An 18,516-nucleotide genomic window follows, 5' to 3' on the forward strand; every position below is an offset into this window, starting at 1 on the left:
AGTAACAGACTCTACTCCTTTTAATCGTTGAAAAATGGCTTCTGTACACCAAAAACAACCATTTCCAACCGTTGCAATTTCTATTTTTTTATTCATTTTGTTTTTTTTAGTAATGGTAGATTGCGCTATAGATTCCGACAACCCAAATACCATAACAATTAGAACTAATACAATTTTCTTCATTTTAAATTATTTTTAGTTCAGTCGGTATACTATATAAAAAATTACATTCCAGCAGGAATTTGTTTTCTTGGAAACTGAATTAAGCTTTCAGCCCCGTTTTTTCCAACGCTTGCTACACCAAATAAATAATTATCAATTACAATATTTTTTAAGGTATAATCAAAAACATTTCCAACAAATCTGCTATACTGCCATTGAGGCGAAGTTGTATCTCTCCAATAAATTTTATAACCAATAATAGCATCATCGTTAGTAGTATCCCATTTTAAACGTGTTGATGGTTCTACTGCTCCTGCAATCATTACATTTTCTGGGGCTGATGGAGCTGCAGCAACAGAGGCCAATGTTAAACAATTTACAGCTGTTAATTTTGCCGCATATTCAAAATTTACACTTTCTATAACATCTCCATATTTTACACCATTTTCGGTTCTTAAATCTTGATGCTGACGATTGTAATTTTCATGTGTTTCCATTATTCTAACTCCCGTAAATCCAGCATCATTAAAAGGTCTGTGATGTCCTCCTCTACCAAATCTATCCAATCTATAAATCATAATTGCATCTAAATTGGTCATATATTCATCCGTTAATTTATCAATATAACGTGCTAGCTGACGTGAAGGCCCATCTACTTCTCCTCCATAAAAACGCATTGCCGCTTTTTCTCTATCCGTAGTTTCCATTGATATTGCTTCACTAAAAACTCTAAAAGTAGTATTATCTATTACACCATCAATTCCTTCAATATTACCTATCATATCATTATTTAAAACAGCTAGAATATTCCAACCATTTTTTTTAGCATAATCTGCCATTATTTTTCCTCCGTATAATCCTTGCTCTTCACCCGAAAGGCCTACATAAATTATAGAAACCGGAAATTTATATTTACTTAAAACTCTTGCTGCTTCAATAGTTCCCGCTAAACCTGTTGCGTTATCATTTGCACCAGGAGAATCTGAAGTAAAATTATTTGCATCAGACACACGAGAATCAATATCACCAGACATAATTACGTAATTATTTGGGTATTTTGTGCCTCTTTGTATTGCCAACACATTTACCACTTTGGTATCTTTTATTATTCTTCTTCCATCAGCAACCACCAAATCACCCAAATAACTTACTTCCAAACAATTATTACAATCTTTAGAAACTTCATCAAAAGCCTTTTTTACCCATCTTCTGGCAGCTCCAATTCCGTTGGTTTTTGAAACCGTATCTGATAACGTATGACGAGTTCCAAAATTTACTAAAGTTCTTATATCTTTTTCTATTCTGTTTGCTGAAGTAGCTGTTGAAATTTCTGTAAGTATTTTATTTATTTCAGATTGTGCATTACTATTAATAGTAAAAAACATTAAAAATATACTGATAACTATAATTTTTTTCATTTTCCTTTTATTAAATATGTTCAATAGTATTTATAACCATTTCAAGCATTTCTTCGGTAAAATCTAAATGTGTTACCATTCTTAATTTACCTTGTCCCATAGATATTAAAGAAATTCCTGCTTTATTTAAACGCTCTATAAAATCATTTTCATTAATTTCATCAATCACATTAAAAATAACTATGTTTGTTTCAATAGGCTCCACATTTTTTACCAATTGACAATTTTGAAGTGCCGATCCTATAATTTTTGCTCTAGTATGGTCAATTGCTAAACGTTCTACATGATTATCCAAAGCATAAATTCCAGCAGCCGCTAAAAAACCAGATTGGCGCATTCCTCCACCAAATAATTTTCTAATTCTTAATGCTTTTTCTATATGCTCTTTGGTTCCTAATAAAACAGAACCAACTGGCGCACCCAATCCTTTAGATAAACAAATTGAAATAGTATCAAAAACTTCACCGTATTGTATTGGCGTTTCCTGTTTGGCAACCAAGGCATTAAATAATCTGGCTCCATCCAAATGAAATGCTAAATTATTAGTGGTACATACTTTTTTAATTTTTAATATTTCTTCAAAATCCCAACAAGCACCGCCTCCTTTATTTGTTGTGTTTTCTAAAGCAACCAATCTTGAATAAGGCGAATGAATATCTGATCTGTTTCCTGAAATTATTTCACTTAATTGTTTTGCTGTAAACATTCCACGGTCTCCATCAATTAAACACGATGTTACACCAGAATTAAATGCCGGTCCGCCACCTTCAAAATTATACACATGCGCCCATTTATCACAAAACATTCTATCTCCCGGTTGTGTGTGCAATTTTATAGCTGTTTGATTGGCCATTGTACCCGATGGAAAAAATAAAGCATCTTCCATACCAAACATTTTGGCCATTTTAGTTTGAAGTTTATTTACTGTAGGATCAGTTTTAAAAACATCGTCACCTACTTTTGCGCTCATTATTGCAGCAAGCATTCCTTTTGTTGGCTTAGTAACAGTGTCACTAATTAAATTAATTTGCATAGTTTAAAAATGAAAAGTTATTTTTGTATTTCTTAATACTGGAAATGATAACAAACGAACACATAAATAAATTACAGGAACGCCTGAGCAAGTTAAAAACTTACCTTGAAATTGACAAGAAAAAAATTGAAATTTCTAATGAGGAGGAGAAAACTGCCAATCCCAATTTTTGGAACAATCCGAGAGAAGCAGAAATTGTAATGAAAAAACTTCGAATTGAAAAAAAATGGGTAGAAGATTTTGAAACTGCTTGTTCACATTTTGAAGACGTAACTGTTTTATACGAATTTTTTGCTGAAGATGAAGCTACTGAATTGGAAGTTGAATCTAAATATGAAAAAACTATTGAACTTATTGAAAACTTAGAATTTAAAAATATGCTTTCTGAAGAAGGTGATAGTTTAAGTGCTGTTTTACAAATTACCGCTGGAGCTGGAGGAACAGAAAGTTGCGATTGGGCACAAATGTTAATGCGTATGTATTTAATGTATAGCCAAAACCAAGGTTTTAAAGTAAAAGAATTAAACTTTCAGGAAGGTGATGTTGCTGGTATTAAAACCGTTACTTTAGAAATTGAAGGCGAATTTGCTTTTGGATATTTAAAAGGTGAAAATGGTGTGCATCGTTTGGTACGTATTTCTCCTTTTGATAGCAATGCAAAACGCCACACATCTTTCGCCTCTGTATATGTATATCCGTTAGTTGATGATAGCATAGATATTGTAATAAACCCTGCAGATGTAGAAATAATAACCTCAAGAAGTAGCGGAGCTGGTGGACAAAATGTAAATAAAGTTGAAACAAAGGTACAATTAACACATAAACCAACTGGAATTCAAATTTCATGTTCTGAAACCAGATCTCAGCACGAAAACAGAGATAGAGCAATGCAAATGTTAAAATCTCAATTGTATGAAATTGAATTAAAAAAGCAGCACGAAGCACGTGAAGATATAGAAGCTGGTAAAATGAGAATTGAATTTGGATCACAAATAAGAAATTATGTAATGCACCCATATAAATTAGTAAAAGATGTAAGAACTGGTTTTGAAACTGGTAATGTTGATGCTGTTATGGATGGTGGTTTAGATGGTTTTATAAAAGCATATTTAATGCAAAACGGACAAAAAGAATCTTCAAACGAATTATAATGGAACCAAAAATAACAACAATAATTTTTGATTTAGGAGGTGTTTTAGTAGATTGGAAACCTGAATATTTATATAGAAAATTTTTTGATGGTGATGAAGAAAAAGTACAATGGTTTTTAAATACTATATGTACACCTGATTGGAATATGGAACAAGATGCAGGAAGAACAATTGCTGAAGGTGAAAAAGAAAAAATTGCCGAATTTCCGGAATATGAAAAAGAAATAAAACTTTTTTATAAAAATTGGACGGAAATGTTTTCAGGACCTATTGAAGAAAATGTGGCTCTTTTTAAACAATTAAAAGCATCTGAAAACTATAAAATTTATGCACTTACAAACTGGAGCGCTGAAAAATGGGATATTGCAGTAAAATTATTTCCTTTTTTTAATGATTTCGATGGTGTAGTAGTTTCAGGAAAAGAAAAAACCAGAAAACCATTTGAAAAAATTTACCACATTTTGTTTGACAGATTTAATATAACACCAGAAAAATCTGTTTTTATTGATGATAATTTACAAAATTATGAAACTGCACAATCTTTAGGGTTACATGCAATTCATTACAAAAATCATAAAGATTTAATAGACCATTTGCATTTACTTCATATAAATATTTAAGGCTAAAATTCACTTTATATAATAAATAGTTATTTTTTACATATAATTAGTTGTTTATTAACAATATTTTGTATTTTTATCAAGAATAAAGATTAAATTATCATTAATAATTAATGATACAAAAATGCTTGAATAAACACCCTAATTAAACTATGAAAAAAGTATTCATACTACTTCTTTTGGTTTGTCCTATACTCCTTTTTAGTCAAAAGATTACAACTAATATTTATACCATATCTGGAAAAATAATAGACTCAGAAACAAAATCACCAATTGAAGATGCTACAATAATTTTTAAAGATCAAGATTCTGTAAAAATTAAATGTGGCGCAATTACAAATTCTCACGGAAATTTTTCAATTGATGTTAAAGAAGGCAATTATAATGCAACAGTAGAATTTCTATCGTATAAATCTAAAAAATTAAATATAACCACCGTTACAAAAAGCTTAAACATTGGTACTATTGAATTAGAAGTTGACACAGAATTTTTAAATGAAATTGAAGTTGTATCAGAAAAAAAAGCACTAGAATTAAAATCTAACAAAATGGTTTTTAATGTTGAAAGAGATCTTTCTGCTGCAGGAAGTACCGCAACACAACTATTAAATAATATTCCATCTGTTAATGTGGATGCTGACGGTGAAATTACTTTAAGAGGACTAAGTGATGTTACTGTTATGATTAACGGCAGAACATCTTCAATGACAAAAGCAGAAGCTTTAAAATCGTTACCAGCAGGATCTATTGAAAAAATAGAAGTGCTTGCCAATCCTGGAGCAAAATATAGAGCAACATCAACAGGAATTATAAATATAATTCTAAAAAAAGGTAAAGATGAAGGTTTAAATGCATCTGTTACTGCTTCTGGAGGTTATAAAGATTATTACGGCGGATTATTAACCTTAAACCATAAATCTAAATACATAAATTTTTTTACAAATACATCGTACTACACCAGTAATCCAATTACAACCGCTGAATCTGAAACTGAATATTTTGAAAACGGAATTACCTCTGCTTTTTTAAATGAAAATAGCGAATTTAACAAAAAAAACAAAGGGTTTCTTTCTACTATTGGTGCCGATTTTTATCTAACTAAAAAAACTACTCTTACCACCACTTTTAACTATTTCGACTCAAACAATACAAATTTAGGAAATACCGAAACTGAATTTTTAAATGCTTCTAAAGAACAAACTGCAACTAATATTAGAAAATATGAAAGCGATTTTACAGATGAAATTTTTGAATTTATTGTAAACCTTGAACATAAATTTAATAAAGAAGGAAGAGTATTAACTTCTTATTTTAGTTATAAAAAGGATAATGAACAAAGTGACAATACAGTTTTAAATACCAATACAAGTTTTACCGACGAAACTTATACCCAAAAAAACATCCTAAAAAATTATATTTTATCTGTTGATTATGTAAATCCAATTGGAGAATCTTTTTTATACCATATTGGTTATCAAGGAGAGTTTGGAAAAATACCATTTTATTATACAGGAACATCTACACATAATGATTTAAAGTATTCCGAAAATATCCATAGTGCTTATGTAGATTTAGAATATGAACTTGAAAAATTCTATTTTACTGCTGGTTTACGTGCTGAATTTCAAGAATCTGACATTGAATATTTCGATTTAAATACAAGTCAACACTACAATCAAAACGATTTATTTCCATCTGCATCTATAGATTATACTATAAACGACACTAACAGTATTGGTATTAGTTATGGAACTGCAATTCAAAGAATTATTGCAACTATTTTGCAACCTTACGAAGAAAAAATTAGTGAAACATCATCTTATATAGGTAATGAAAATATACAGCCTGTAGATATTTACATGGCTAGTTTATACTATTCCTATACTGGTGAAAAATTAAGTTTCTCTCCTAGTTTATTTTATAATAGATATATAGATTATTGGGAATATGTTACCTATGAAACTGGTGAACAAATAAACGGCGTTAGCAAATTAATAACCTCGCCGTTTAATGTAGGTAATTTAAATTATTACGGTTTAAATGTAGCAGCATCTTATAAAGTTTCTAACAATTTAAATTTTAATGGAAACGTAACATTAACAAATTTTGATCGCACAGGAACTTTTGAAACTATAAATAGTGCAAATGAAACCATTACCAAAAATTTTGATAATGAAAATTTAATTGGCTCTTTTAGTTTATTAACACAAGTTAAAATACCTACTATTTTCGATTTTCAAATTAATGTAAAACACGATTTAGCATCTAACGCACAGTATTTTACCAGAAGAGCAAGAACGTACGCAAATGCAGCTATTAGTAAAGATATATTTAATAAAGAAGCTACTGTTAGTTTAACTGTTGATGATATTTTTAATTCTAACCAAACAGATAGAGATCGTTTTGATACTGGTTATTTTTCAAATAGTTTAATTAAAAACAAATACCGAACTATTATTTTATCATTTACCTACAGATTTAATCAAAGTAAAAAAGATAGAAGAATTGACTTTGATAAAAAAGAGGAAAAACCAAACTATTAATTTTTTTAAGTAATTTTGAAACAAATTAATAATATGAAAATATATCACAATCCGCGTTGCAGTAAAAGCCGAGAAGGTTTAGCTATTTTAGAAGCTTCTAAAATACAATTTGAAACTATTAAATATTTAGAAAATCCGGTAACAAAAAAAGAACTAACACAAATAATTGCATTATTAGGTATTAAACCTATAGATTTAGTTAGGAAAAATGAAGCTATTTGGAAAGAAAATTATAAAACAAAATCACTTTCAGATGCTGAAATAATAAACGCAATGATTGAAAACCCAAAACTTATTGAAAGACCAATAGTAATTAATAATGGTAAAGCGGTAATTGGCCGTCCTCCTGAAATTATTAAAACCATTTTATAAAATTTAAGTTTTTTTTAACAACCTTAAACATCGAAAATCATCAATTAATTTTGGTGATTTTTGTTTTTTAAAAAACTTATATAACTACACATCAACACATTACAACAAATAAATTATACAAACTTGTACTAAAAATAGCGTTAATACTCATTAACACTCGTTAACACATAACTTCTTTCGCTTACGGTATATTTGTACATCTAAAAAACTAAAAAATCAATGAAAAAATTTCTATTACTAATTTTCGGTTTCATTACGGCAATTAATTTTGCTCAGAACTCTGTAAATCAAAATACGATTAATAAAGCCATTTTATTTAAACAATACACAATTACAGGAACTGTTATTGATGCAGAAACTAAGCAACCCTTAGAATATGCAACCATTATTTGTGCGCCTTTAAATGGAAAATCTGTAACTGGTGGAATTACAGATGCAAACGGTAAATTTAGTGTTAATGTCCCTCAAGGAAGTTATGATATTTCTGTTGAATTTATTTCATTCAAAACCAAAACTTTTAAAAACAGAGAAGTTAAAGCAGATTTAAATTTGGGCACAATTCTTTTAGAAATAAATGCTGAATCTTTAAATGAGGTTGAAATAATTGCAGAAAAAAGTACTGTTGAAATTAGATTAGACAAAAAAATATACAACGTTGGTAAAGATATGACCGTAAAAGGCGGAACTGCTTCTGATGTTTTAGACAATGTGCCATCGGTAACTGTAGATGTAGAAGGAAACGTAAGTTTACGTGGTAATGATAATGTTAGAATTTTAGTAAATGGTAAACCTTCTGGTTTAGTTGGTTTAAGCGGAACAGATGCTTTACGCCAATTACCTGCAGATGCTATTGAAAAAGTAGAAGTAATTACTAGTCCTTCTGCCCGATACGATGCCGAAGGAACCGCAGGAATATTAAATATTATTTTAAGAAAAGGAAAAGCATTAGGTTTTAACAGTTCATTTACGGGAACTATTGGAAATCCAGATTATTTTGGAGCTTCAGCAAACCTAAATTACCGAACTAATAAAGTTAATTACTTTACAAATATTGGTTATAACTATAGTAAATCTCCAGGAAAATCTTCAAGCGATGTAACTTACTATACTCCATTAACCGATGCTGCTACATTTATAAGTGAAAGAACAAAATACGATAGAAAAAATAATCGTTTTAACACACAGTTTGGACTAGAATATTATTTAAATGATAATACTTCAATTACTGGAACCGTTTTATATAGAGAATCTGACGGAGATGATGCTTCTTTAAATACAACAAATGGCTACGATGGATCTAATAGTTTACTATATAAAACTTTTAGAAATGAAGATGAAACTGAAAAAGATAAAACATTAGAATATACGTTTAATTTGACCAAAAATTTTAAAAAAGACGGTCATAAATTAACTTTCGATTTTACATATGGCGATAGCTCTGAAAACCAAAAAGCAACTATTTTTGAAGAAGATGATGCTGGTGTTTTAGATATAGATGCTATGGAAAGAAGTTTTACAAAAGAAGATTCTAAAGACATTTTAGTAAAAACAGATTATGTGTTACCTATTAACGAAAACACACAATTTGAATTTGGTTTAAATGCCGATTTAAATAATCAAATAACAGATTATTTATTAGAAGAATATGATGGTTCAGATTATGTAAATAACACCGATTATTCTAATATACTAGATTTTACTCAAAACGTGTATTCTGTATACTCTCAATACGGACAAAAAATAAATAAGTTTTCATATTTAGTAGGTTTACGTGCCGAAAACACAGACCGATCTATAAAATTAATTGAAACAAACGAAAACTATAATGATAATTTTACAGAACTTTTCCCTACAATAAATTTAGGTTTAGAGTTTAGTGAATCGGAAAATATAACTTTAGGTTACAGCAGAAGATTGGGAAGACCAAGAAGTTTTTACTTAAATCCTTTTGAAACAAGAACTAGTAAAACATATATTAGAAAAGGTAATATTTATTTAGATCCTACCTATACAAATTCATTTGATTTTGGTTATTTAAAACGTTGGGATAAATTTACTTTAAACTCTTCTATATACTTTAACCACTCTGTTAACAACATAGAATGGGTTGAAAATGAAGATGTACGTGATGTAGATGGTACAGAAACACTTGTAATTATTAGAACACCTGTAAATTTAGGTTCTCAAGATAGATATGGTTTCGAATTTACTGCAAACTACACACCTTTTAAATGGTGGAAATTAACAAATAGCTTTAACTTATTTAAATCTATTACGGATGGAACTTACAATAACGTAAGTTACGATTCTGAAGATTCTAGTTGGTTTACACGCTTAGAATCTAGAGTAACATTACCAGGTAAAATTGAATGGCAAACTAGCGGAATGTATATGGGTCCTTCAGAAGGTGCATATACCAAAAGAAAAGCAATGGTTTCCCTTAATTTAGCTTTCAGTAAAGATGTTTTAGATGAAAAAGGAACCTTATCTTTAAATGTAAGTGATTTATTAAATTCCAGAAAAAGATCTTCTACTAGTTACACAGATAATACATTTTCTGAAACTGAATTTCAATGGAGATCTAGACAAATATTGTTAAATTTTACATATAGATTTAATCAAAGTAAAAAACGCGAACGTTCAAGAAATTTTGAAAGTGGCGGAGATGAAGAAATGTTTAAAGCATAGCACAAAAAAAAGGGACAATTAATTGTCCCTTTTTTTATATATAATATTTTAAAAATTATTTCTTAACTTCAGCTTTACCTTCTTTTCTATATTTCCAAGCTTCTTTAAAATAACCTACTAACCAATAAGGAATAATAAAAGTGATTAATAAAATCATTAACCAAAATCCCATGGTGAAAATTGCTAAAAATACTAAGAATCCTGAAAATTGAGATAAATCCATAATTTTTTGACTGTTTTTAATTTTTTAACAAAATTAATATTTATTTCTTATAAAAATAATTTTAACACTTTTTTTTTAAAGAAAACAAAAAGAGATTGTTAGCATTTAAAGTTGTTTTTTAAAATTTAAAGCGGTTCCATTCTACTTACTTGTAACGTAAAAAACAAGTGTTTATAAATATTTTCTACAAAAAATCCATCATAATACATTAATATTCATTAAATTGCATTGTTATGTAACTAATGTTACTCTGTAAAATTAACATAAAAAACCTTCTTATTATGTTAATTTAGTTTAAACTCCGCTAATAACCCTTTGTTTTTTTAACCTCAATTTTAATCTCAAAAAAAAAATAGAATTTAGGCTTTAAATTAAACAACCAAAAAAAAATTCTAAACTAATTAGTTGCTTAATTCTAAGTTGAATTACTAAAAAATATTAATTCATAAAAACACCTCAATATTTTTAATGTTCTAATACAGAACAAGTACAAAAAAACATCAACCTTATTTTCTTAATTAATAAAAGAGATTTTAAACCCAAATTATTTACTAACTAAATTATTTTATTATGAAAATTATCAATTTTTTAAGAAATTCCATATTATTTGGAATATTATTAGTAGCAACGTATGGCTTTTCACAAGAAAAGGAAACATACGCAATGGTTAACATACAGTACATTATGCCTAAAATTGGTATGGAAAAAGCTTTTGTGAAAGCTGTTACAGATCACAACAATTTATATCATAAGGATGGCCCTTATAAAGCAAGTCTTGATTATATTTTAACTGGAGCCGAAACTGGTTGGTACGTTTGGTTAATGGGACCAAATACATTTTCTGATTTAGATGGCAGTCCTGGAGAAGGAGCACATGCAGATCATTGGACAAAAACGGTTGCTCCTACTATTCAAAAATATGGACGAAGTGAATATTGGAAATACAATGAAAAATTATCATATAACAATCAAAAGTCCGCACCAAAATTTGAAAACATTTGGTTGATAGATTTAAAACGTGGTGATTATTACCGTTTTAAAGCTTTAATGATTAAAATTAAAGAGGCTCATGAGAAGAAAGGTGAAGATAGTGTGTTAATTTATGATAACCAGTTTTATGGAAATGATGGTAGAGATATTGCTATTGTTTGGCCATTTAATAAATGGGCAGATTTAGATATAGACACTGGAGGAATTAAAAACGTTTACGAAGAAATTAATGGCGAAGGAAGCTGGCAAGATGCTATGGATGAATGGACTGAAATTACCGAATCCATCAATTCTCATGTATGGGAAATTGGCGTTAAATAACAAAAAAGGCTTAAGAAATTTCTTAAGCCTTTTTAATATTTTACTAAATTCTACTTTGGTAAGTATATAAATCAAAATAACGTCCTTTTTTAGCAATTAACTCGTTGTGTTTTCCACGTTCTACAATATTTCCATCTTCAATAACTAAAATTCTATCTGCTTGTTGAATGGTACTTAACCTGTGCGCAATTACAAAGGTTGTTCTATCTTTCATTAACAAGCCTAAACTTTTTTGAATATACGATTCGCTTTCAGTATCTAAATTAGAGGTAGCTTCATCTAAAATAATAATTTTTGGATCGGCCAATAAAGCACGTGCAATTGAAATACGCTGACGCTGTCCGCCCGATAATTTTACACCTCTTTCTCCTATAACTGTATTTAAACCATCTTCAAATCTATCTGTAAATTCATTCACATACGCACCTTTAACAGCTTGTTGTAATTGTTCCTCAGTAGCATTTGGACGTGGAAATAAAATATTCTCACGAATAGTACCTTCAAATAAAAAATCATCTTGTAATACTACTCCTAACCTACTTCTAAAACTACTTAAATTTACCGTTGCTAAATCAATGCCATCTAAAGTTACCGAACCTGAAATTGGATTTAAAAAAGTAGCAGCCAAACCTGCAATAGTAGATTTTCCTGAACCTGAAGAACCCACCAAAGCAGTAACACTTCCTGCTGGTGCTTCAAAAGAAATAGCGTGTAAAACTTCTTTATTTTCCTGGTAACTAAACGATACATTATTAAACATAATATCTCCTTTAATTTCTTTTAAAACAACTGTTCTTTGCTCCGGATTATCCTCTTCTTCCATATTCATAATTTCTTGAGTTCTATCCAATCCTGCCATTGCTTCTGTAAGCTGACTTCCAATATTACTCATTTGAACAATAGGCGCAATCATAAAACCTAAAAACAAGGTAAACGAAACAAACTCACCATAAGTCATAGTATTTTTCATAATAAAATAACCGCCAATTCCCATAATTCCTGCAGAAGCCAATCCTAATAAAAAGGTTGATGAACTTGTGATTAACGCTGTAGCTGTTAAACTCTTTTTTACATTTAAAAACAAACGTTCTACACCATCTTCAAAGGTTTTATTTTCTTGTGCTTCGGCATTAAAACCTTTAATTACACGTACGCCATTTAATGTTTCTGTTAATCTACCGGTAACTTCAGCATTTATTTTACCACGTTCTCTAAAAATTGGACGAATATATCCAAAGGCTTTTAGCGCCACAACAGCAAAAATTGCAACTGGCACCAGCACAAAAAAGGTCATTGTTGCGTTAATTTTTATTAAAATGATTAAAGAAATGATAGCCGTTAAACTTCCGCCAATTAATTGCACCAAACCAGTTCCAACAATGTTTCTAACACCTTCAACATCTGTCATAACTCTAGAAACCAACGCTCCAGATTTGGTGTTATCAAAATAACTCACTGGTAAGGTTAACAACTTTTTTTGAACATTGGCTCGTAAAACCGAAATTAAATGTTGTGCCTCTACACTTAACAAACGCGTTAATAAAAACGATGTAACAGCTTGCAGTAAAATTGCAGCGCAAACTATTAATAATAAGGTTGTTAAAGTAGTTAAATTTTTTGATGGAATTACATCATCAATTAAACTTTTACTGGCATAAGGCAACACCAACCCCGATAAACTTTTTACAATTATTAATACAATTCCTATTAAAACAATGGTTCGTCTTGGCCAAATAAATTCCTTAATGGCCCACGATAATGATACTTTATTTTTACTCATAATTTATAAGTGTCGAAAATTAAGCCAATTGCTTACAAGTGACAATTAGGCAGATTTAAAGATAGTAAATTAATATTGAGAATAATTTCAGCAATTTTAATTAAATTCGACCTATGAAAGCAGTTACAGTTAAACAACTAAAATCAGAATTAAAGCATCTTTCACATAATGAATTAATGGAGTTATGCTTGCAATTATCTAAATTTAAAAAAGAAAATAAAGAGCTACTTACCTATTTACTTTTTGAAGCTGCCAATGAAGAAGGTTTTATTGAAACCGTTAAAAGTGAAGTTGATGTGCTTTTTAACCAGATAAATACCAACAGTTATTTTTATATTAAAAAAAGTGTACGTAAAATTTTACGCTTAATAAAAACGAACATTCGATATTCAAAAAAGAAAGAAACTGAAATTGAATTACTGCTTTATTTTTGTGAAAAAATGACCCAAATTAGGCCATCTATCAAAAATAATTTAACCTTAAAAAATATTTATTTAAGAGAGAAAGCTGCTATTTCAAAAAAAATGTTACTTCTACACGAAGATTTACAATATGATTATAATCTTCAATTGGCTAAAATCTAAATTCGGTTCAACATTATTTTTTTATATAACTTTTAAGTTTTAAATTTATACGTTAAAATACTTTGCTTCTGTAAAACTATGAATAAGATTTACGTAAACCCCAACAATAAATCGGCTTTAACTTTTGAACTACTTGCACTTGAAAATGATAAGAATGTACGTTCTATTCTTTTTTTTATGGCAGATGAAAACAAATATCCATCTGAAGAAATTACACCATTACTAAAAAAAATTACCAAACCAATTATTGGAGGCATATTTCCTGAATTAATTTTTAATGGAGAACGAAAAAAAGAAGGCATTGTATTAATTCCATTATCCTTTACATTAACTACCCAATTAATAGATTTATCACTTACCTCTGAAAAAATATTTAAACAATTACAAATAACACAGCACCAATCTACCCAAGCAAATAGTTGTTTATTTGTTTTTTTAGATGCTTTTAGCAATGGTAAAGAAGTATTATTAGAAACACTTTTCAATTTTTTTGGCATAAATCCAACATATATTGGTGGCGGTGCCGGATCACTTAGTTTTAATCAATTTCCTTGTATTATAAACAATACCGGAATTCATGAAAACGCCGCAGTAATTGGTTGGGCAAATAAACAAATTAATATTGGTGTTGCCCACGGTTGGGAATCTATATCCAACCCTTTAAAGGTTACTGAAACATCACAAAATAAAATAAAAAGTATTAATTGGAAACCTGCTTTTCAGGTATATAAAGAAATTGTTGAACACCATTCTGGCAAAAAGTTTAACGAAACTAATTTTTTTGATATTGCAAAATCGTATCCTTTTGGTATTTCCAAAATTGATGAAGAGAAAGTAGTTAGAGATCCGTTTAAAACTACTAAAAACAGTATTCACTTTATTGATTATATTCCGGAAGGAGCTTATGTAGAAATACTTCATGGCAACATTAAATCACTATTAAAAGGTGCTGAAATAGCAAAAGAAAAAGCAAATATTCAAAACCTAATTACTAAAACCGAAACACTTTTTTGTATTGATTGCATTTCAAGAGTATTATATTTAAATGATAATTTACAAAAAGAATTAAATATTGTAAGTAAGCATTCCAAAGCCACAGGAATATTTTCTATTGGAGAAATTGCAAATTCAGAGTCAATAGTAGAAATTTATAATAAAACAATAGTAACAGCTTTATGGTAACAAGAACTATAGAAACAGAAATTTTATTTGAATTAGCAATTAATTCAACTGCTGCTACCAATGAAGCTGAATTGTTAAAAAAAATTATTCCACTTTATTTAAGAAAATTAAACTGCTTTTTAGCGGCTGTACTTAAGTTTAATTCAAACCAATTAGAAGAATCTATTTTAATTCCGTTTGTTGCAAAAAACTCCGAAGAATGGCTCACGGTTAAAAACTATTTTATAAATAAAGTACAAGAAAAAGACATTATTTTTGAGGAATTAAACATAAATTCTAACAATTATTATGCTTATAAATTAAACTCTTATGGTTATTTAATTTTAGGCAGAAAAAAATCATTAGATATAATTTTACGTAACGAGTTAAAACCAATTATAAACCATTTAGGTAAAAATTTACAATTAGCTTTTGAAATTTCACAACGAAAAAAAGCAGAAGAATTATTACAAATTAGTGAAAAAAACTTACGAACGCTTTCAAAATCTACTGCAGCTAGTATTCTTATATTTTATGATAAAAATGTGATATACTCTAATCCTGCAGCTTCAAAATTAACAGGGTACTCAAATGAAGAATTTCAGCAATTAAAAGTAAGAGATTTAGTGCATCCAAAATTTATCGATTTTATTATAGAAAACAATCCTTTTAACCCTAATTATTTAAACAAAAAGAATGAATTTGAAATTGCAATTCTTAAAAAAAATAAAAAAGAAAAGTGGATTGATGCTAAAATTGGAAAAATAGAATGGAATGGTTTAGAGTGCGGAATTATTTCGGCTTTTGAAATAACAAAGAGAAAAAAAGTTGAAAAACAACTTATAAAAGCAAAAGAAAATGCTGAAAATAGCGAACGACTTAAATCGGCTTTTTTAGCAAACATGAGTCACGAAATTAGAACTCCAATGAATGGAATTTTAGGGTTTACAGAACTTTTAAAAACACCTAATTTACCTCAAGAAAAACAACAAAAATTTATAGAAATTATTGAAAAAAGTGGCGATAGACTATTAAACTTAATAAATAATATTGTTGATATTTCAAAAATTGAATCTAACCTAATGAAAACTTTATTAGTAGATGTAAATATTAACGAACAACTTGATTATTTATTTACCTTTTTCAACCCAGAAGCTTCAGCTAAAGGAATAAAACTTAGTTACAGCAAAGGTTTAGAAGATGCCGCTGCTGTAATTAGAACAGATAGAGAAAAACTTTATGCTGTTTTACTAAATCTTATTAAAAATGCTATTAAATACACCAAATCTGGAACCATAGATTTTGGATATAACTTACAACAACAAGACCAAGATTATTATATAGAGTTTTTTATAAAAGATACAGGAATAGGTGTTCCAAAAAACAGACAAAAAGCAATATTTGAACGATTTATTCAGGCAGATATTGAAGACACAAACGCATTGCAAGGAGCTGGTTTAGGCTTATCTATAAGTAAAGCGTATGTTAAAATGTTAGGTGGTAAAATTTGGATACATAGCGCCATAAATAAAGGTTCTTCGTTTTATTTTACACTTCCATACATTTCATTTAATAAAAACGAATCGTTATTAGCTACACCAAGCAACACCGAAATTCAAGAAAAACTTAACATTAAAATTCTTATTGTTGAAGATGATGAAACTTCAAAAACCTTAATTACAACTTTTTTAAAACCAATAACTAACACTATTTTAACAGCAACCAATGGAATTGATGCTGTTGAAATTTGCAAAAATAATAATGATATAGATTTAATTTTAATGGATATTAAAATGCCTTTATTAAATGGTTTTAAAGCTACAGAACAAATTAGAACCTTTAATAAAAAGGTAATTATAATTGCACAAACCGCATATAGTTTAGAAGGTGATAAAGAAAAAGCACTTAAATTTGGCTGTAATAATTACATTTCTAAACCTATTAATAAAAATGAATTATTTGAATTAATTAATTTTTATTTTAAGTAAAACGCATATTTTAAATACAATTTTTAGACGTTAATTTAGCTTCTCCACTGCAGCAGTTGAAATACTAAAATTGATAAAGAACGTTTTTTATAAAACGTTTTAACAAAAGTAACTTTAAATTTAATAACATCTTAAATTTAAGATGTTACATTTGCACTTTAAATACTTATATGAGTTACACACTTTTATCATCTCCATTACAAGGATTTACAGATTATAAATTTAGAAATGCCTTTAATAAATTATTTGGAGGTATTGATACATTTTATGCACCTTACATAAAATTAAACGGAACATTAGACATTAAAAAATCGTACCAGCTAGATTTATTACCTGAAAACAATACGGAAATAAACCTAATTCCTCAAATAATGACTAATAATGCTAATGAATTTTTATTTGTGGCTAAATTTGTTCAGCAATTGGGTTACAAAGAATTAAACTGGAATTTAGGTTGCCCGTATCCAATGGTAACAAAACGCGGATTGGGATCTGGATTAATTTGTGATACTCCAAAAATTAATGAAATTCTTCATAAAGTACATCAAGAATCTGATATTACAGTATCTATGAAAATGCGTTTGGGGTATGAAACTCCAGAAGAAATTTTAGATGTTTTTCCTATTTTAGATACGTATCCAATAAAAAATATTGCCATTCACGCACGTATTGGTAAACAATTATACAAAGGTGGCGTAAACTTAGATGCTTTTGAAAAATGTTTAGATAAAACCAAGCATAAAATATATTATAATGGTGATATTACTTCGGTTGCTGGTTTTAAAAAAATGCAGGAACGTTTTCCTAGTATCGATCATTGGATGATTGGACGAGGCTTAATTGCCGATCCATTTTTACCTAAAATGATTAAAAACAATACGGAAAACTACCCAAAAAATAAACTAGAATTATTACAAGAATTTCATCAAATTTTATTGGAACAGTACCAAGCATCATTATCTGGTGATCAACATTTGTTACTAAAAATGGCAAGTATTTGGGAATACTTTTCAATGTTATTTTCAAACCCACAAAAAACATTTAAAAAAATTAAAAAAGCTAAGAGTTTTAAAAACTATCAGCAAGCGGTTGTAGAAATTTTTGCTACTGAAAACGATTTCATGTATAGAAAAGGTTAGGTTAAAATAACAAATGTGGTTCAGGTATTCAGAACGTATATTCGAGTATTTTTTTGAAATAAAAAGAAATAATAAATGTTTTTAGAACAAAATTCAATAATTTTTCTATTCTCGATACGATTTTCTATTGAAAATCACTCGAACTGACAAAAAATTACGTCAACCTGAACTTGTTTCAGGTTCTCACTGTGATTGATTTTTGATTTGATGAGATTCTGAAATCGAAGATTCAGCGCAGCTAAATAAATTCAGAATAACGAACTTTAATAAACAAACTAATTTCTTCTTGCTCTCCTAATATTTCTTCGTTCTATTTTAGTCTTATTGCTTTTAAAACTCGAAC

General features: G+C 28.7%; 15 protein-coding genes. 10 read left to right on the forward strand and 5 right to left on the reverse strand.

What is annotated here, in order from left to right; translation table 11 throughout:
• The 3 genes from ABY298_RS04870 to ABY298_RS04880 all read right to left on the reverse strand — a co-directional run.
• A partial coding sequence (locus ABY298_RS04870; RefSeq protein ID WP_372744910.1) for a peptide-methionine (S)-S-oxide reductase occupies positions 1–153 on the reverse strand: 153 nt, incomplete at its 3' end.
• 71 nt (positions 154–224) lie between these two features.
• On the reverse strand, positions 225–1,580 hold the full coding sequence (locus tag ABY298_RS04875) for a M28 family metallopeptidase (RefSeq protein WP_372744886.1): 1,356 nt from the start codon (positions 1,578–1,580) through the stop codon (positions 225–227).
• A gap of 10 nt (positions 1,581–1,590) precedes the next feature.
• The gene (locus ABY298_RS04880) at positions 1,591–2,613 is read right to left on the reverse strand and encodes a low specificity L-threonine aldolase (RefSeq protein WP_372744887.1); all 1,023 of its coding nucleotides are present in this window, start codon (positions 2,611–2,613) and stop codon (positions 1,591–1,593) included.
• A 44-nt stretch (positions 2,614–2,657) separates the two neighbouring features.
• Between ABY298_RS04880 and prfB the strand changes: the two genes are divergently transcribed.
• The 5 genes from prfB to ABY298_RS04905 all read left to right on the forward strand — a co-directional run bounded on the left by prfB (position 2,658) and on the right by ABY298_RS04905 (position 9,987).
• Positions 2,658–3,764 carry a peptide chain release factor 2 gene (gene prfB / locus ABY298_RS04885; RefSeq protein ID WP_372744888.1) on the forward strand — a complete coding sequence of 369 codons (1,107 nt, stop codon included), beginning with the start codon at positions 2,658–2,660 and terminating at the stop codon, positions 3,762–3,764.
• Positions 3,764–4,384 carry an HAD family hydrolase gene (locus ABY298_RS04890; protein ID WP_372744889.1) on the forward strand — a complete coding sequence of 207 codons (621 nt, stop codon included), beginning with the start codon at positions 3,764–3,766 and terminating at the stop codon, positions 4,382–4,384. The genes prfB and ABY298_RS04890 overlap by 1 nt, the downstream gene beginning before the upstream one ends.
• Positions 4,385–4,536: 152 nt before the next feature.
• Positions 4,537–6,927 carry an outer membrane beta-barrel protein gene (locus tag ABY298_RS04895; RefSeq protein ID WP_372744890.1) on the forward strand — a complete coding sequence of 797 codons (2,391 nt, stop codon included), beginning with the start codon at positions 4,537–4,539 and terminating at the stop codon, positions 6,925–6,927.
• 33 nt (positions 6,928–6,960) lie between these two features.
• Positions 6,961–7,299, forward strand: a complete 339-nt coding sequence (gene arsC / locus ABY298_RS04900; RefSeq protein WP_372744891.1) for an arsenate reductase (glutaredoxin) — start codon at positions 6,961–6,963, stop codon at positions 7,297–7,299.
• 219 nt (positions 7,300–7,518) lie between these two features.
• Positions 7,519–9,987: a TonB-dependent receptor domain-containing protein gene (locus tag ABY298_RS04905; RefSeq protein WP_372744892.1), complete on the forward strand. Its 2,469-nt coding sequence runs from the start codon at positions 7,519–7,521 to the stop codon at positions 9,985–9,987.
• Between the two features lie 55 nt (positions 9,988–10,042).
• On the opposite strand, the gene ABY298_RS04910 is transcribed toward ABY298_RS04905, so the two are convergent.
• Positions 10,043–10,210, reverse strand: coding sequence for a hypothetical protein (locus ABY298_RS04910; protein ID WP_372744893.1), 168 nt, complete (start codon positions 10,208–10,210; stop codon positions 10,043–10,045).
• Positions 10,211–10,780: 570 nt separating this feature from the next.
• Between ABY298_RS04910 and ABY298_RS04915 the strand changes: the two genes are divergently transcribed.
• Positions 10,781–11,521, forward strand: coding sequence for a hypothetical protein (locus ABY298_RS04915; protein ID WP_372744894.1), 741 nt, complete (start codon positions 10,781–10,783; stop codon positions 11,519–11,521).
• Between the two features lie 43 nt (positions 11,522–11,564).
• Here the strand turns inward: ABY298_RS04915 and ABY298_RS04920 are convergent, their stop codons facing one another.
• A complete protein-coding gene (locus ABY298_RS04920) occupies positions 11,565–13,301 on the reverse strand; it encodes an ABC transporter ATP-binding protein (protein WP_372744895.1) in 1,737 nt (578 codons plus the stop codon).
• Positions 13,302–13,414: 113 nt separating this feature from the next.
• On the opposite strand from ABY298_RS04920, the gene ABY298_RS04925 reads away from it, so the two are divergent.
• The 4 genes from ABY298_RS04925 to ABY298_RS04940 all read left to right on the forward strand — a co-directional run bounded on the left by ABY298_RS04925 (position 13,415) and on the right by ABY298_RS04940 (position 18,173).
• The gene (locus ABY298_RS04925) at positions 13,415–13,885 is read left to right on the forward strand and encodes a hypothetical protein (RefSeq protein WP_372744896.1); all 471 of its coding nucleotides are present in this window, start codon (positions 13,415–13,417) and stop codon (positions 13,883–13,885) included.
• Positions 13,886–13,963: 78 nt separating this feature from the next.
• Positions 13,964–15,067, forward strand: coding sequence for an FIST signal transduction protein (locus ABY298_RS04930; protein ID WP_372744897.1), 1,104 nt, complete (start codon positions 13,964–13,966; stop codon positions 15,065–15,067).
• A complete protein-coding gene (locus ABY298_RS04935; protein WP_372744898.1) occupies positions 15,061–17,034 on the forward strand; it encodes a response regulator in 1,974 nt (657 codons plus the stop codon). Before ABY298_RS04930 ends, ABY298_RS04935 begins: the two co-directional genes overlap by 7 nt.
• Positions 17,035–17,204: 170 nt before the next feature.
• Entirely contained in the window at positions 17,205–18,173 is a 969-nt protein-coding gene (locus ABY298_RS04940) for a tRNA dihydrouridine synthase (RefSeq protein WP_372744899.1), read from the forward strand.
• The last annotated feature ends 343 nt before the right edge of the window (positions 18,174–18,516 follow it).

Origin of the sequence: Lutibacter sp. (assembly GCF_041596795.1) — a bacterium.
Lineage (GTDB): Bacteria > Bacteroidota > Bacteroidia > Flavobacteriales > Flavobacteriaceae > Lutibacter.

What these genes read in the sequence shown, in the direction of transcription:
- ABY298_RS04935 (WP_372744898.1), top strand. Translation starts at nt 15,061, where the DNA reads ATGGTAACAAGAACTATAGAAACAGAAATTTTATTTGAATTAGCAATT.
- ABY298_RS04915 (WP_372744894.1), top strand. Translation starts at nt 10,781, where the DNA reads ATGAAAATTATCAATTTTTTAAGAAATTCCATATTATTTGGAATATTA.
- ABY298_RS04880 (WP_372744887.1), bottom strand. Translation starts at nt 2,613, where the DNA reads ATGCAAATTAATTTAATTAGTGACACTGTTACTAAGCCAACAAAAGGA.
- ABY298_RS04940 (WP_372744899.1), top strand. Translation starts at nt 17,205, where the DNA reads ATGAGTTACACACTTTTATCATCTCCATTACAAGGATTTACAGATTAT.
- ABY298_RS04875 (WP_372744886.1), bottom strand. Translation starts at nt 1,580, where the DNA reads ATGAAAAAAATTATAGTTATCAGTATATTTTTAATGTTTTTTACTATT.
- ABY298_RS04930 (WP_372744897.1), top strand. Translation starts at nt 13,964, where the DNA reads ATGAATAAGATTTACGTAAACCCCAACAATAAATCGGCTTTAACTTTT.
- ABY298_RS04905 (WP_372744892.1), top strand. Translation starts at nt 7,519, where the DNA reads ATGAAAAAATTTCTATTACTAATTTTCGGTTTCATTACGGCAATTAAT.
- ABY298_RS04910 (WP_372744893.1), bottom strand. Translation starts at nt 10,210, where the DNA reads ATGGATTTATCTCAATTTTCAGGATTCTTAGTATTTTTAGCAATTTTC.
- arsC (WP_372744891.1), top strand. Translation starts at nt 6,961, where the DNA reads ATGAAAATATATCACAATCCGCGTTGCAGTAAAAGCCGAGAAGGTTTA.
- prfB (WP_372744888.1), top strand. Translation starts at nt 2,658, where the DNA reads ATGATAACAAACGAACACATAAATAAATTACAGGAACGCCTGAGCAAG.
- ABY298_RS04920 (WP_372744895.1), bottom strand. Translation starts at nt 13,301, where the DNA reads ATGAGTAAAAATAAAGTATCATTATCGTGGGCCATTAAGGAATTTATT.
- ABY298_RS04895 (WP_372744890.1), top strand. Translation starts at nt 4,537, where the DNA reads ATGAAAAAAGTATTCATACTACTTCTTTTGGTTTGTCCTATACTCCTT.
- ABY298_RS04925 (WP_372744896.1), top strand. Translation starts at nt 13,415, where the DNA reads ATGAAAGCAGTTACAGTTAAACAACTAAAATCAGAATTAAAGCATCTT.
- ABY298_RS04890 (WP_372744889.1), top strand. Translation starts at nt 3,764, where the DNA reads ATGGAACCAAAAATAACAACAATAATTTTTGATTTAGGAGGTGTTTTA.